Origin of the sequence: Paenibacillus tritici (assembly GCF_013204885.1) — a bacterium.
Lineage (GTDB): Bacteria > Bacillota > Bacilli > Paenibacillales > Paenibacillaceae > Paenibacillus_AQ > Paenibacillus_AQ tritici.
This window is the reverse complement of the sequence record NZ_JABMKX010000002.1, coordinates 500,607-515,703: the sequence shown is the minus strand read 5'-3', so window position 1 is coordinate 515,703 and position 15,097 is coordinate 500,607. Positions and strand designations below refer to the sequence as shown.

At 53.4% G+C, this 15,097-nt stretch carries 9 protein-coding genes; 7 read left to right on the top strand and 2 right to left on the bottom strand.

Features of this window, described 5'->3' with window-relative positions:
- Nucleotides 1-287 precede the first annotated feature (287 nt).
- Genes HQN87_RS05270 through HQN87_RS05240 form a run of 7 tightly spaced genes read left to right on the top strand, consistent with a single transcriptional unit; the run spans nt 288 to nt 7,758 of the window.
- A complete protein-coding gene (locus tag HQN87_RS05270; protein ID WP_211720855.1) occupies nt 288-1,634 on the top strand; it encodes an ABC transporter substrate-binding protein in 1,347 nt (448 codons plus the stop codon).
- Nucleotides 1,635-1,690: 56 nt separating this feature from the next.
- Complete coding sequence (locus HQN87_RS05265) at nt 1,691-2,566, top strand: carbohydrate ABC transporter permease (RefSeq protein WP_173128800.1); 876 nt, start codon at nt 1,691-1,693, stop codon at nt 2,564-2,566.
- A gap of 23 nt (nt 2,567-2,589) precedes the next feature.
- Nucleotides 2,590-3,411: a carbohydrate ABC transporter permease gene (locus HQN87_RS05260; protein WP_216857152.1), complete on the top strand. Its 822-nt coding sequence runs from the start codon at nt 2,590-2,592 to the stop codon at nt 3,409-3,411.
- Between the two features lie 58 nt (nt 3,412-3,469).
- Nucleotides 3,470-5,728 (top strand): glycoside hydrolase family 65 protein, encoded by a 2,259-nt coding sequence (locus HQN87_RS05255; protein WP_216857151.1) that lies wholly within the window; start codon nt 3,470-3,472, stop codon nt 5,726-5,728.
- The gene (gene pgmB, locus HQN87_RS05250) at nt 5,709-6,413 is read left to right on the top strand and encodes a beta-phosphoglucomutase (RefSeq protein ID WP_367272658.1); all 705 of its coding nucleotides are present in this window, start codon (nt 5,709-5,711) and stop codon (nt 6,411-6,413) included. The genes HQN87_RS05255 and pgmB overlap by 20 nt, the downstream gene beginning before the upstream one ends.
- Before the next feature lie 45 nt (nt 6,414-6,458).
- Complete coding sequence (locus HQN87_RS05245) at nt 6,459-6,641, top strand: hypothetical protein (protein ID WP_173128790.1); 183 nt, start codon at nt 6,459-6,461, stop codon at nt 6,639-6,641.
- Nucleotides 6,634-7,758, top strand: a complete 1,125-nt coding sequence (locus HQN87_RS05240) for a DUF4432 family protein (protein WP_173128787.1) — start codon at nt 6,634-6,636, stop codon at nt 7,756-7,758. The genes HQN87_RS05245 and HQN87_RS05240 overlap by 8 nt, the downstream gene beginning before the upstream one ends.
- A gap of 201 nt (nt 7,759-7,959) precedes the next feature.
- On the opposite strand, the gene HQN87_RS05235 is transcribed toward HQN87_RS05240, so the two are convergent.
- Nucleotides 7,960-8,820, bottom strand: a complete 861-nt coding sequence (locus tag HQN87_RS05235) for an alpha/beta fold hydrolase (RefSeq protein ID WP_173128784.1) — start codon at nt 8,818-8,820, stop codon at nt 7,960-7,962.
- Nucleotides 8,821-9,462: 642 nt separating this feature from the next.
- On the bottom strand, nt 9,463-14,823 hold the full coding sequence (locus HQN87_RS05230) for a CBM35 domain-containing protein (RefSeq protein WP_216857150.1): 5,361 nt from the start codon (nt 14,821-14,823) through the stop codon (nt 9,463-9,465).
- Nucleotides 14,824-15,097: the final 274 nt, after the last annotated feature.

Here is a 15,097-nt window from a genome sequence, read left to right as displayed (position 1 = left end):
GAGGTATTATATAATTTTTCGGGGAGGGCGAATAGCGGAACAGGGGGAAAACCAGCCGTTTCGGCGAAGATGGTAAAGATAACGAAGAAGAGTTAAAGAAATCTGAAAACCCTTTCAGCTATACCGCTGCCCAGCCCGATTTACTCAAGATATTATAAAAGAGTATACCGAAAAACGAATTCATTCGTATTTGGGTTTGGTCTACAATGAGAGCTGTAACAAACCGCACCGGGCCGCAGAACTTACACTTGTGTAGGAGGGCCATCATTCATTAAGGGGGATTTCATTTGAACAGACCACGTTATAAAACAGGAATTACTCTGGCAAGCGCGCTGCTTCTGGCCATGTCCATCTCAGCTTGCGGAGCTGAGAATTCAGCTAATAAGGGCGGGGCGGCAACGGAAGGCTCAGGCAATGCTGCTGCGCCTGCGGCCAAAGCGCCGGTGAAAATATCCTATCTCACCTTCCGGGTAGGCACACATGCGTCAGCCAAGATGGAGGAGGAACAGATCAAGCAGTTCAATGCCAAGTACGGCAATGAAGTGGAGGTTGTCGTTGAAGAAATTCCAAGTGATGCCGCCTATGTTGACAAGATCAAGATTCTGGCTGCCTCCGGGGATGTTCCCGATGTCGTTATGGGCAAGGACGGGATTAATGATGTTCTGATCAAAGGCAATCTTGCAACCCCTTTCAATGAATACCTGGATAAAGATGCGGAATGGAAGGCTGCTATCGGAGAAGATGCGCTCGCTTCCAATACGCGGGACGGCAAGGTCTGGGCGATCAGTGATCAGAAGCAGAACATCGGCTACTTTTACAATAAAGACATGTTCGATCAGACGGGGATTAAGCCCGCAGAGACCTGGGATGAATTCATGAGCAACAACGAGAAGCTGAAGGCCGCAGGCTTCGTGCCGCTCGCACTGATGACCGGGGAGAATGCCTGGACGAGTAATCTGATTCTTGCTGCGAGGATCGGCACGAACGGGGAGAACGGCAAAACGTTCATGAACACCCTGCACCCCACCGACTTCAATACACCGGAGATGATTCAGGCGCTGAACATGATGAAGGAGCTGCTGGAGAAGTATACGACGAAGGATGCGCTTGGAGCGGGATATGCCAATGCCGCCAACGCGTTCAGCCAGGGCAAGGCCGCGATGATTGCCAATGGTCCGTGGATGATTGGAGATTTCAGCGATCCTACCAAATCCAGTGAAGGCTTCGATAAAAAAGTGGGAGTCGCAGCTTATCCGAACAACAGTCTGATCTCCACGTATGAGGTTGGTTATATGATCGGAGCCAAAACGCCGGAAACCCGCGATGCTGCTGAGAAATTCATCAAGTTCAAAACAGGGCTTGAAGGACAGACCCTTGCGCTGGAATACGGCAATGTAATGCCGGTATCGAGTGAAGTTCAGCCTTCGGATGCGCTGAAGCAGAAATATCCGATCATGGTCGAATCCATCACCGTCGCTCAAAAGACACAGCTTCATTACCGGACCCTGGACTCCATCGTGTATCCGAACGTAACGGATGCCTGGAAGAACCTGTATCCAAAGCTGGTCGCCGGCAAGGCAACAGCCGAAGACATTGCCAAGGAACTGACGGAGATTGCTGCTAAGAATAAATAAAGAGCAGGATAGGCTGGATTTAAGAATCTCTATATAGATTGGGGAGGACCATATGGATGGTTAGGAAAAATAGAGGGTATATCACGCTTTTCCTGTTGCCGACTGTACTATTGTTTATTCTTGTCTATGCCGTTTCACTTGTCATGCTGTTCGGCACATCGTTCACAGAATGGTCAGCCGGACGCAGCCCGGTGTTTATCGGTCTCACTAATTATATCAAGCTATTCACGGACGATGCCGATTTTCGCCAAAGCGCACTGAATACGGGCATCTGGGTGGTGCTGCAATCTACGATCCACGTTGCCATCGGGACCCTATTCGCGATTATTCTCAGCATGAAGGAGTTCTACTGGAAGTTCGCACGCACAGTCTACATGTTTCCGAATATTATCTCGGGTGCAGCCGTAGGGATGCTGTTCCTCTGTATGCTCAATCCAGATTTCGGTGCGGTGAACAGTATTGCCCGCTTATTCGGGAATGCGGATTACTCCCAGAACTGGTTCATGGATTACGCGACCGCCTTCTTCTCCGTCACGATGACCTGGCTGCCCTATGCGGCGGTGGTCACGATCCTGATTCTGGCTGAGATCGCAGCCATTCCGGAGAGCCTGTATGAATCGGCGCGGATTGACGGGGCCAGTACCTTGAAGATCAATTTGTACATCGTTATTCCCATGCTGCGCAACATTATCGGTACCTGCGTGATTCTATCAGGAACCAGTATGCTGCAGAAGATGGATATTATCCTGATGACAACAGGCGGCGGACCCGGTAATGAGACGATGAACCTGCCTATTTATATTTACAAGACCGCACTCATGGACAACAACTTCGGTTATTCCAATTCCGTGGGCGTCTTCCTAATCGGCTTTGGCTTGATCTTTGTCCTGCTGTGCCGAAATCTGTTCAGAATAGGCAGCTCCCAAAACTGAATGGAGCGGATGGGGTGAGTATGATGAAAAAAGGTTTGGCTGTACTTAAATACGGGTTTGTGTTCTTGATTGTTCTGTTGTCCCTGGGTCCGTTCCTGTGGGTGCTGCTCGCTTCGTTCAAGACGAATGCCGAGATATTGACCAATTCGCTGGGCTGGCCCAGCAGCTTCCGCTTCTCGAATTACACGATGGCCTTCAAAATAGCGCCGATCTCCCGGTTCTACATCAACAGTGTGATCGTGGGGATCTTCGGAACCCTGCTCAATCTGCTGCTGCTCGGAATGGCCGCTTATGTTCTGGCACGCTTCAAATTCCGCGGCAAGAAGCTATTGATGGGAGCCTTCTCCCTGTCGCTCCTCATTCCGGGCGCTGCGATGCTGCAGCCGCTGTATTTGACGGTGAACACGCTCGGGCTGTACGACAAGCTGATTGGCCTTATTATCGTGTATACCGGCTTCGGCTTGCCGGTCTCGCTCTACATTCTATCCAGCTATTTCCTGACCATTCCGAAGGAAATGGAGGAATCGGCTTATCTGGATGGTGCCAGCTTCATCCAGACGTTCTTCAAGATTATTCTGCCCATCTCGAAGCCGGGCTTCGGCACAGCGGGGGTGATGCAGTTCCTGCTCTGCTGGAATGAATTTCAGTTTGCTATTATTCTGACGACTGGCAATCAGAGCCGAACCCTGCCCCTGGCCCTCTATTACTTCAAAAGCCAGTTCGCCAGTGATTACGGCGTCATGTTCGCAGCCACGATGGTCGTGATCATCCCGAGTATTCTGGTCTATATCCTGCTGCAGGAGCAGGTGGTATCGGGCCTTGCTGCGGGAGCAGTCAAGGGATGAGGAACCGGAGGCGGAGGTTAACCAAATGAAAGATACCGGAGAAATCAGGGGGTTGCAAATGAAGGAGGATCACCTGTGGTGCCTGAAGGAGAACGGATATCAGGCTACACTGCATAAGCATTATGAAGGGCTTTTTACGCAGGGGAACGGCTATATGCATATGCGCGGAAGCTTCGAGGAGGGATGCAGCGATGCCCCCCAGGATGAGGAATATCTGCGTTTCCCGGATAACGTCACGCTGGAGAAGCCGCGGCACCCCAAATCCAAGCAGGGAACCTATATCCCGGGCATTGTCGCACCGCACCCGCTGCTGAAGGAGGAGATTGTCAACCTGCCTTATGTATTGGGGCTTGAGTTCCGGTCGGCGGGCGAGCCGCTGGATATGGACCGCAGCCGGATCAGCGGCTACAGACGCTGGCTGGATCTGCGGGATGGAAGTCTGCATCGTTCATTCCTATGGGAGACGGGGGAGGGGATGCAGCTGGAGTGTACTTATAGCCGCTACCTTAGTATGGCTGATACCCATCTGTGCATTCAGCAGGTTCAGCTGGAGGTGCTGGCTGGTGAAGGCCGGCTGGAGATGACTGCGGCGCTGCGCGGAGATGTGCGGACCAACGGGATGAATCATTTTGCCCGGATCATTCCCCTGGCAGAATCAGAAGGCAGCCTGTCCCTGGAGACCCTGACAGAGAAGGGGAACCAGATCTATATGCTGTCTGCGCTGGAGGTCTCTGAAGCGGTGGACTGGCAGGAGGAGCTTACGGGAGTAAGGGCGGCGCTGCGAGGGGAGCTTCAGCTGCGGGCCGGGGAACGGTTCACGCTCCGCAAGCTGACTGCGGTAACCACGGACCGTGACAGGGAAGAAGGAACAGTGTACGGCAGGGCGCATGAACAGCTCCGCCGTGCACGGGAATTAGGCTGGGAGCAGCTATATAACCGTCATGCGGACTGCTGGACAAGCAAATGGCAGGAGGCCGATATCCGCATCAAGGGAGACGGCACAGCGCAACTGAATGTCCGCGCTTCGCTCTACCATCTTATCCGCTCCAATGCGGAGCAGGATGACCGGGTAGCGATCTGTGCCAAGGGCTATGCCGGGGAAGCTTATTTCGGCAGGTATTTTTGGGATACGGAGATTAATCTGCTCCCGTTCTATCTGCATACTAATCCGCAGGCTGCCCGCAATCTGCTTCTGTTCCGCTATCATACGCTTGAAGGTGCGAGGCGCAATGCTCAGAGCTATGGATACCGGGGAGCACGGTACGCCTGGGAGTCCTCATTAGGCGGGGAAGAGCAATGTGCCAACTGGCAATACGCCGATCATGAAATTCATATAACAGCGGATGTAGTCTATGCGGTCTGCCATTACGTCAGGGCTACAGGAGATGATGAATTCCTGGAGCACTACGGGATTGATATTCTGGTGGAGACGGCCCGTTATTGGTGTGACCGCGTGGACTGGAACGGGGAAGGGGCTTGCGAGCTGCTGGGCGTGATGGGACCGGATGAATATTTGCCTTTTACCCGCAACAATGCCTTCACTAACCGGATGGTCAAGTTCAGTCTGGAGCAGACCGCTGCTTATCTGGACAGCCTGGAAGACGGTGATCAAGGCAGCTATGCGGCTGTGGCTGAGCGGCTGGATCTTCGTCCAGGTGAGCGGGAGCTGTTCCGGCATACGGCGGAGAAGTTAAGGCTGCCATATGACAGCCAGAGTGAACTGATTCCGCAATCGGACGATTTCGCTTCTTATGCGGAGGTGGACTTCGGGAGTCTCTGGACGGACAGGTCCCGGCCCTTCGGCCATTTCATTTCCCAGGAGCGTAATTACCGTTCCAAGGCGCTGAAGCAGGCGGATGTGCTGGAATTGATGCTGCTGTTCAGGCAGGAGTTCACCGGCCGGCAGATGCAGGCCTCCTATGCCTACTATGAGCCGATTACGACCCACGATTCTTCCTTGTCGGCGGCGGTTCACGGCATTGTGGCTTCGTGGCTGAACCAGAAGGAGGCAGCGGCAGGGTTCCTTCAGCGGGTCATGGATATTGATCTCTCGCTGGAGAAAAAAGGTGCCGCCGAAGGAATTCACATCGCCAATTGCGGCGGCCTGTGGCAGCTTATTGTCTACGGATTCGCCGGGCTGAAGAGTGCGATGTGGAGTGAGGTTATAGAGCTGGAGCCCCGGCTGCCTGAAGGCTGGACGGAACTAAGCTTCCGGCTGGCCTGGAGGGGGGAGCACTATCAGGTCACCGTGAGTCCGGGTGCGCATGAAATACACAAGCTGAATGGAGGGGATTCCGGTGCGGGCACTATCCTTTGAGGCAGCCATCTTCGATCTGGACGGGGTCATTGTCGATACGGCGAAGTTTCATTATCTGGCCTGGAAACGCCTCGCCGGGGAGTTAGGCTTCGTCTTCAGTGAACAGGCGAATGAACAGCTTAAGGGGGTTAGCCGTATGGAGTCGCTTGAGCTTCTGCTCCGGGACGGCGGGATCACGGAAGTAACTCCAGAGCAGAAAGAGTCGCTGGCTTCCCGGAAAAACGAGTGGTACAAGGAGTATCTTGCCACGCTTACGCCTGCTGATGTATTGCCGGGGGTGGCGGATTTCATTGGACTGCTGCGCTCACAGGGAGTCAGGACGGCAATCGCATCGGCCAGCCAGAACGCTCCGCTGATTCTGGAGAAGGTGAACATCAGGCCGCTGTTTGATGTGGTGGTGGACGGAAACAGCATCGCCCGGGCGAAGCCGGACCCGGAGGAGTTCCTGCAGGCGGCCCGGCTGCTTGGCGCAGACCCGGCCCGCTGCTACGTCTTCGAGGATGCGGCCGCCGGTGTAGAAGGTGCGGTCCGGGCAGGTATGCGCGTGGTCGGCATCGGCGACAGGGCGCTGCTTGCCCGAGCACATCTTACCCTCACCAGCTTCGAACAACTGGAGCCTGTGTTCCTGCTGAGCCATCTCGGTGTAGCGGGACAAGCCGGAGGGGGAGACCGTCCGAATGGCTAATGAGCGGACGAAGGTGAACGGCTGGATGGATAATGAGCGGACGGGGTGAACGGGTGGATGGCTAATGAGCGGACGGGGATGAATGGCTGGATGGCTAATGATTGGGCAGGAGTGGACGGCTGGATAGATAATGAGCGGACGGGGGTGAATGGCTGGATGGATAATGAGCGGACGAAGGTGAACGGCTGGATGGCTAATGAGCGGAGGGGGAAACGGATGGATGGATAATAAGGGGATCGGTAATTTGGCACTGGCTCAGCTGCTGCCGGACATTCCACAAGTGCTGCCGGAAGGCGGGCAGGTCACCTTGGAGCTGGTTACTGACCTCTTCGGCTCACAAATGCGTGTGTTGAGGATAAGCAACGGGCGGCTTCTCTTTACGGTGATTCTGGAGCGGGGCATGGACATTGGGGAAATCTGGCTGGATGCCGAGAAGATCAGTTGGGAGCGTGATGAGCGGTATCTGCTGCACCCCGATCACGTGGATCTGTCGGATAATGAGCACTCGGGCTGGGATTCAGGCTTCTATGCCGCCGTAGCTGCCATTGGACCTGAAATCTTCGGCACCCCGGATGAGGTAAGAACTGTCCATGGGACAGGGTCGTACTCCCCGGCACTCCTGGAATCGGTACGGATTACTTGGGATGAGCAGCAGATCTGCCTTGAAGGCAAGGTTTCGGTGAGAGGGTACGGGCAGGCGCCTGTGTATGACAAGATCATCCGTATCGTTACCCGTTACGGGGCAGCCGATCTGTTCCGGGAAGATACGGTACGGAATCTAACCGATTCCGTCCAGCCGGTGGATGACGGATACCATATCCAGCTGGCGGGAGGCTTCATGGCGGGCGGGGGGAGTTATGTACTGCCGGTCCATCCCGGGAGTATGCTGCTCCGTGACTCTGCCCCGCCGGAGGAAGATGCGCTTGCCGTCTACGATTCCCGGACCCGGCTGGACCCGATCCGCTGTTATCAATACGTTCCGCAGCCGGTGGCAGGGTTGTCCGATCTGCCGCAGGTCCGCAACTATCAGGCGGCGGCAGACGGAAGTCAGGCGCTGACGGCTGAGATGCTGGTGAACACAGGGCAGGACGCGGCAGCTTATGTGATCCGTTCTCTGCAGTGTTATCCCCGTTCCCTGATCGCCAAACGGGCGATTGGGGACAACATGTATGCCCTGGAGCCATGTAAAACGAGGCCCAATTCGATGAAGCAAAAAATGATAGACGGTGAAGTGGTCTATCTCGGACCGTATAGCCAATGCAGCGGCTGGATCATCCTGGGCGTATCGCGTGTTCCGCAGGAAATAACGGGACTTGCGGAGCTGATCCGAAGAGCAGCAAAGTAATCTATGCAGGGGTAGAGTACGCTAGAGCAGAGTATACCAGAGCAGACTTGCCAGCGTAGAACACCTTTAACAGGTTCGTCTTGTCGTATGACAGGGAGAGTACCTTGAAGGTGTTTTTTTGTATGGCTCATTTCTAGAATTTTATGATATGTCTTACACAGAAAAGTGAAATTGTACGCCATCATCCTCATAAACCATATTTCATTTCAAAACATGCCTAGATAAAAACTCGTTTATTTGCTTTCCTAAAGCATCAGAATTATCAAGCCAAGGATAATGTCCAGCATTAGGAATCAATGCAAATTCGCAGTTTTGCAAATTGGATGCAAGCTCTCTCACGTAATTATATGGGCGAGGATCTGTCTCTCCATGAATAAAAAGAGAGGGGATTTTATTTAATGAAATAGCTTTTTTGAATTTCTCATTTTCAAAATACTCATTATATTCAGAACCAACTTTTTGATTGACTTCATTGTTTACAAATTCTCCGTGTATACGAGGAAGTTTATTAAAGTTATCCTGATTAAATAAATCAGTTCTTAAACTGAGTTCACGTAATCGTTCTTTTGTATGATCTTGTTCTTCACCTTTCATAGTTTCTATAACTGAACGCAAATAAATATATTCTTCTCTGTCAGTAGGACTCATTCTGTTAAGTCTATTAGTACGATAGTCAGCGTGCCAAGCGGGATTAACTCCTGTTCCCGATATATAGATTAGAGCTTCAACATTAGCATGATATTTGGTGGAATATGCTAACGCCAATGATGCACCCCAAGAATGCCCACAGACAACCCAATTTTTTAAACCTAAATGAATCCTTAACTGTTCTAAATCTTCAATAAATGTCTCAATATCGTAGGGACCCGTTTTCTCTGATCTCCAACTCCCCCGTTGCTCATACCGAATAATTTGAAAACAACCATCATCCAATAACTCAGCCACAGGTTCTAAATAATCATACGCACCTGGACCCCCATGTAAAAGTACAATTGGAATACCCTGACCGTGAACAAGATGCCAGAGCGACACACCGTTTACTTTCGAAATAATCTCTTGCATTTGCTCCTCCTTTTTTCACACTTTTGTAATGAAATTCTATGAAGAAATCGAAATTCCTATGAGGTGTTCAATATTTCAGGAAAAAGCCATTTGTTTTGAAGGGAAGGAAAATTACCTGGCCGGTATATGAAGGTGTAGCTTAAAAGGTGGGGTATAGGCGAAAATGTTGCACATTCTGCAGCCTTGACTCTTACATTACCAGCAGTTAGGCGGGAATCTTGCACGAAATGCAAGATTTGTTCTGTACGGAGACTGGGAGAGGGAGAAATGTTGACATTCTTACAACAATCTCGTGGTGGGGCCGAATTTGGGAGGGAGATGTTGTATTTTGGGCAGGAATCGGGAGACTATTGTGACAGTAAGCCCGGAAGCTCACACATTTGCTGTGGTGGAAGCAGAACGTTACTGTGATAGAGCAGGATGTCACTATGGTGGTGGAGGCAGAACGTTACTGTGGTAGAGAAAGGGCGTCATTGTATGGCAAGCAGAGCGTTACTAGGATAAACGAGAGGCTGGGTCTAGCGGGTAGCCGCATTTAAGAAGGAGAGTATAGGAAGAGGCGCTCCCCGTATGGTTCCAGGGGGAGCGCCTTATCTATGCCTTGCAGAACAGCTGAATATGGATGGCTGTTCCCGCCGCTGCTTATTTCAGAACATTCAGCAGAATCTGCGCAGCTTCGGCACGGGTGGCGGGTGCCTTCGGAGCGAAGGTACCGTCTGCCCGTCCTTGCACGAAGCCGAGGGCCGCCGCTGCAGTTACCTGTTCCGCTGCCCAGCCGGAGATGCTTGCCGCATCTTTAAGGGATGGGCTAAGCGGTGCTGCGGGCATGATCCCCTGCCGGAGCCGGTAGGCCCGCATGAGAATGACGGTCATCTCTTCGCGGCTGATCTCCGTATTCGGCTGGAAGGACGCTGGAGTCCGTCCGGTAATCAGACCGGCCTGCACCATGCCGGACAGAGCGCTCTGATACCAGGCATCCTGCGGGACATCCGTGAAGGAGACGCTGCCGCTGCCAGTCAATTGCAGGGCATTCGCCATCAGCTGAACGAATTCAGCCCGGGTGATATTCCGGCCGGGCTGGAATTCCAGCTCGGAGATGCCCTTGATCAGATGCTTCGCAGACAGCTCGCGCAGCGCTTCAAATGCCCAGTGCGAGGCGGGAACATCGCTGAATTGCTTGGAATACTCCAGCAGCGCGTAGGTGCTGCTGCCGTCAAGCGCGGCCTTCAGCCCGCCAGCTTCAGCCGCTCCGCCCAGATAGGTGAGCGTACCGTCTGTTCCTACGCGGTATAGGCCAAGCCGCTTCGGATCAAGCCCGCCCGCGGTTAAGCGCAGGCTCACCGGAACCGCATAATAGTCCAGACGGTGGAGCGTTCCGTCCGCCCCGGCCAGGCTCAGATCATATTCCAGCAGCCTGCCCTTCAGGGACACGCCTGCTTCTGTCTTCAGCTTCATGTCTTCGAGCGGCTTAGGTTCTGCCTTCAGCAGAATCCGGGTGCCGCTGCCCTTAACCGCAGACGCGGCTTCGGCCAGCTGCTTCAGCAGCTCCGGCGCCAGTACCAGCTCTATTGTGTCTCCCTGCAGACGCAGGGAATGACTTCCCAGCAGCTCCCCGGTATTCACCGGAAGCAGAGCCGCGGTTGCCGGTCCCACTTGAACCGTAACCAGTCCGTTCACCGCAGGACTGCTGAGCTGAGCAGCCGAAATGACTGCAGTCGAAGGCAGCGGGGTTGCCGCTGGCTGTGGCTTGGCTGACGGCACAGGTGTGGCCCGAGGGACATCTGTGGATGACGGCGGGTTGGTCGGCGTGACCGGAGTAGGGTTGACCGTCAGTTCAACAGGCTCCGTATAAACTGTGTCCACATAGGTGCGGCTGCCAATGATACGGGTGTTGGTTACCTCTACTTTATAAGCTCCCGTATCTGATATAGCGGCCTTCTCAATCGTCAGACTGCTGCCGGTGGCGCCGTTCAGGACAAGGTCATTCTTCAGCCAGCGGTAGCTCAGCTCTCCATACGTTGAAGTGGCCACTACGCTGAGGGTTACCGGATGATCCTCAGCGGCCGGGTTAACGGTTGCCGCGAAGGATTGGACGGACGGAAGCTCATGGGCCGGATAGACCTTGAGCGTTAGCTCCGTTCCGGTAATCCGAACGGGATTCCCCTCCGCTGTGCCGGTCAATCCCACACGGTACTGTGTTCCGTGATCCTCCATACCGGGAACGAAGCGGTAGACCGCACCGGTAACACTGGTAACGGGCAGCCATTCCTCAGTGCCGGGCCGTTTCACTTCCCATTCGATAGACTGAACGTCTCCTGCCGGTTCAACCAGCAGCATCACCGGCTCCCCTTCCACGGTCTCCAGCAGAGACGGCAGGTCGGTCCCGAAGGCCGGCGGGGTCCATTCTGCATCAGCCGGGAGCACCTTCAGGAGATAATCCTGCTCTCTGGTTAATCCGCCTTCACCGGTCACGACCACCTTGTAACGGTAACCGGTCATCGCTTCGGACAACACGGGAAGATTCAGGACCTCGCCTGCTCCGACCGGCTCTCCGTAGCCTGCTCCCTTGTCAACATACCAGGAGTAGGACAGGGTTCCTGTCCCTGTTCCGGCAGCGCGGAGGTTACCCTCCGAGCCTGCCCGCAGTGAGCCTTCACTGATAATCCTCACCTCGGGAGCCTTGAGCTCCCACTTCGCCGTCAGCGTTAATGCACCTGGTACTGTCTGGGCCGCAAAATCCCATTTCGAGCTATCGGTGAACCAGCCCTCCAGCTCATAGCCTTCTTTGGTCACCGCAGGAGGGGTTAACGGTTCGCCGTATACGGCCTGAATCACCGTCTGTGCCGGGCTTCCGCCACTGGCGTTGAACGTTACTTCATAGCGTCCTCCTGCCTCACTCAATGCGCTGATCTCGCTGTTGCTGAGGTTGCGGATTTCAATCCTCATGCGCTGGTTATCCTTGCCCTGGTCATCGGCTACTCTTACGGCCGCGCCGTTGTTGTTCGATGCCCCGTCTACAGTGATGATTTTATTATTGCTTTTGTTGACTACTTTGTAGTAGTCGCCGTCTTTGACCAGCTTCCACTGCTGGGTATCCGGTATGGCCCCGGAGGCTTGGGTATTCTGACAGAGCTGCTGTATGGCTGAACCGGGAAGCAGGTCAAGGACATGCCCGCTGTGCACCGACTGAATCTGGTAATAACCTGTGCCGAGGTCCAGGAACCTCCACAGCTGATTATTGCCGTCGCCATTAGCCCACTGGTTGATGACTGCCAGCGGATCACTGGAAACCCGGTCCACATCGAGTGATTTTCCGCTATGCTTCGGCTGGATTTTGACCATCTTTTCGGGGATGATCTTCTTGGCAATGGAGCTCATGAATCCGCCGCTGGTCTTATCAATGGTGAGACTGTCGATATTGAATCTTCCCGTGTCGCCTTGTTCGCGGATGAATTCAATAATATTGTTTCCGGCGTTAAGGTTCACGGACTCTGTGCTGTTCGCCCACATCTCCCAATTGGCTGTAGGCGGCAGGGAGACTTGCTTGATCCGCTGTCCGTTAACGTACATGGACATTGTGATATTGGAGCTCTGTGCGCCGGAATACCGCAGGGTGGAGGTATAAGCTGCTGTATTGGGCACGTTGACCTGGAAGCGTAGCGCGTCCCCTTTTTGCTCAAAGCCGCCGACGAATCCGTTGCCTTCATACCAGAGATGGTCTCTGCCAATCTGCAAACTGCCTGTTCGGGCTGCATCTTCGGCCTGATATCTCCAGGGGGTGCGTTTGTTCAGATGAATACTGTCGATAAGGAGGATGCCGGAATGGTCGGTCTCGTTCTTGTAAGTGATATGGTTGGTTCCCTCTTTCAGGCTTAGCGTCTCCAGCTGCTCTTTCCAGACCGCAGCTCCGCCGGTGGCCGGGAGGGTGATGTTCTTGATCCGGGTGCCGTTTAAGTAGAGGGCCAGGGTTTTACCCGCTTCGGCTTTTGCATATCTTAATTTCACATCATAGGACGCCGCGTTCTCCACATTTACAGCAAATTCGACGGAGGAGTTCGCGCTGGATAGTCCGGTTACATAACCGGTTCCCATGTTGCCGTCTTTGGCGTACACAACTGAGGTGTCAGCCGCACCGGTCAGCTTCGCATCTTCCGCTCCATAATGCCAGGTGGTTGCTTCGGTAACTGTGATATAGTCCAGATTGACATTGCCGGTGTCACCCGCGTCATATTTATACATGATCGTATTTTCCCCTTCTTTGAGGAAAACATTGTCATAACGGTCGGCCCAGCGGTCCCAGTTGCCCAGGTTGAAGAAATCGGCCCGCTTCATCTTGTGTCCGTTCACATACATACTCAGGGTCCGGTCATCGTTAAATCCTAAGCCGTAGCCCAGATTCACCGAGTAACTGCCTGCAGCGGCGGCATTGACCTTGAAGGTGACCGCAGAACCTGTAACCCATAAGCCGCCGGCAAATCCGGTTCCGCTATATCCGGCATGGTCTCTGTCTACCTTGGCGTTCCCCGACAGTACGGCATCCTCGGCCTCATAGAGGCTGCTTCTTTTGATAATCAGGGCATCCAGAGCCAGATTGCTTTTGCCGGACAGGCGGATCTTGTTGCTTCCGGCATTCAGCTTCATATTATGAACGGACTGAATATTGAAGTTGGCGTCAAAGCCTGCATTGGAGGCAAAAGAGAGATCCCGGGCTGCCTCCCCGTTAACTTTTAATTTCATATTAACAGCGCTTGGCGTGTTGTTATTGTACCGGAAATCCAGAGAGTAGGTCCCTTGGGCGTTGGTGTTCACAGTAAACTCTACATAGTTATTGTCGCTGCTGTTGCTGAATTTCTCATACAGGCCGCCGGAAGCGTAACCGCTTTTGCCGACGACTCTGGAGACTCCCGACTGGCTGGCCTCCTCGGCTTCATAGATTTCACTTTTCTCCTCGCCGGAGGGTCTGTTCAGAACGGTACCGGGATTGGAAGGGATGCCAAGGTTGATGAAATCCTGATCATCCCAGTGAATACGCTGGGCCCTTATTCCCCGGTTCCCGCCGCCTTGTCCATGGGTTGGAATGCCGTGATACATAATCCAGTCCTCGGTGTCGTCCTCGGACTTCAGGAACAGGGGAGATCCCGGTCCATAGGAGCTGTTCTCATCCGACCTTTTCATCACCGGCTCAGGATGCTTCACCCAGGACTCTGCCTGCATCACATCAGCGCCGGCGTTGGCCACGGATACCCCTACAGAATAGTTATCGTTCATGAAGCTGCTGGCGGAATAGGCGAAATAGGTTTTACCGTTCCGTTCCACGACTGCCGCACCCTCATTGATATTGTCGTGCTGCTTCTCCCAGTCATATTGGGGCCTTGCGACCACGCCCTCCGGGCCTTCCAGGGTCCACGGGTTTTTCATTTTGACGATGGTCGGACTCTCGTCGAATTTCGTCTTGGAAGGATCCTTCGGGTCGGGGTAATAGTAGTATTTGGTGTAGGTGAAGTAGGTTTGCCCCTGGATGGAGACCACCCCGCAAGCCAAACCGAAGCCCTGCGTGTTCAGCAGCCCCTTCTTGACCGTCACCTGTCCGTCCTTGTCTTCGTTGGCAGATTCACCCTTAAGCTCCCAAGTGCCTTCAAAAGGATCGGGAGAAGCATTCTCCAGGACATAAGAGCTGGGATGGCCATAGCCGAAGCTCTCCTCCGGGCCGGAGGAGAAATACAGATACCACTTGCCTTCCAGACGATAGATGTAGGGACCCCATACGAATCCGAAGTTATCCGGCTTTTTCCAGACAATCTTGCTCTTGGCTGTGGATACTCCGAGAATGGTCTCATGCCTCTTAAGCGTGATGTTGTTATCGCCTGAAAAGGCTGAATAATAATAACCGTCCGCTGCCCTGGCAATGGTAGGGTCCGCACCTCCCATTAGCGGGTTCACATAATTGGAGGTTACCTCTGCACTGGAGACGCCTGCCAGCATGAATGACAGCAGAAAAGCCAAGGGCAGCATCAAGAACCTTTTTTTCCTCATAGTTCTCTCCTTCGGATACTCAATTTTTGTTGTTCTACAGCTCTGGACCGCCTTTATTGAAACCGCTTACTTTTTGTTGTAGCGCTACGCATTCATTATAAAATAAAAGCGGAACCGTTTTTCCGCATCATGTTTTACGATATTTTGAGCGATTATCCCTGCGGAAGAGGAGTCAGGAACGGAAATTGGTGGGTCTTTCATTTTTTTTAGGTTTCTTATGTTATTTTGTCTCTCAAGCCACAAC

What these genes read in the sequence shown, in the direction of transcription:
- HQN87_RS05240 (WP_173128787.1), top strand. Translation starts at nt 6,634, where the DNA reads ATGGATAATAAGGGGATCGGTAATTTGGCACTGGCTCAGCTGCTGCCG.
- HQN87_RS05260 (WP_216857152.1), top strand. Translation starts at nt 2,590, where the DNA reads ATGAAAAAAGGTTTGGCTGTACTTAAATACGGGTTTGTGTTCTTGATT.
- HQN87_RS05235 (WP_173128784.1), bottom strand. Translation starts at nt 8,820, where the DNA reads ATGCAAGAGATTATTTCGAAAGTAAACGGTGTGTCGCTCTGGCATCTT.
- HQN87_RS05255 (WP_216857151.1), top strand. Translation starts at nt 3,470, where the DNA reads ATGAAGGAGGATCACCTGTGGTGCCTGAAGGAGAACGGATATCAGGCT.
- HQN87_RS05265 (WP_173128800.1), top strand. Translation starts at nt 1,691, where the DNA reads ATGGTTAGGAAAAATAGAGGGTATATCACGCTTTTCCTGTTGCCGACT.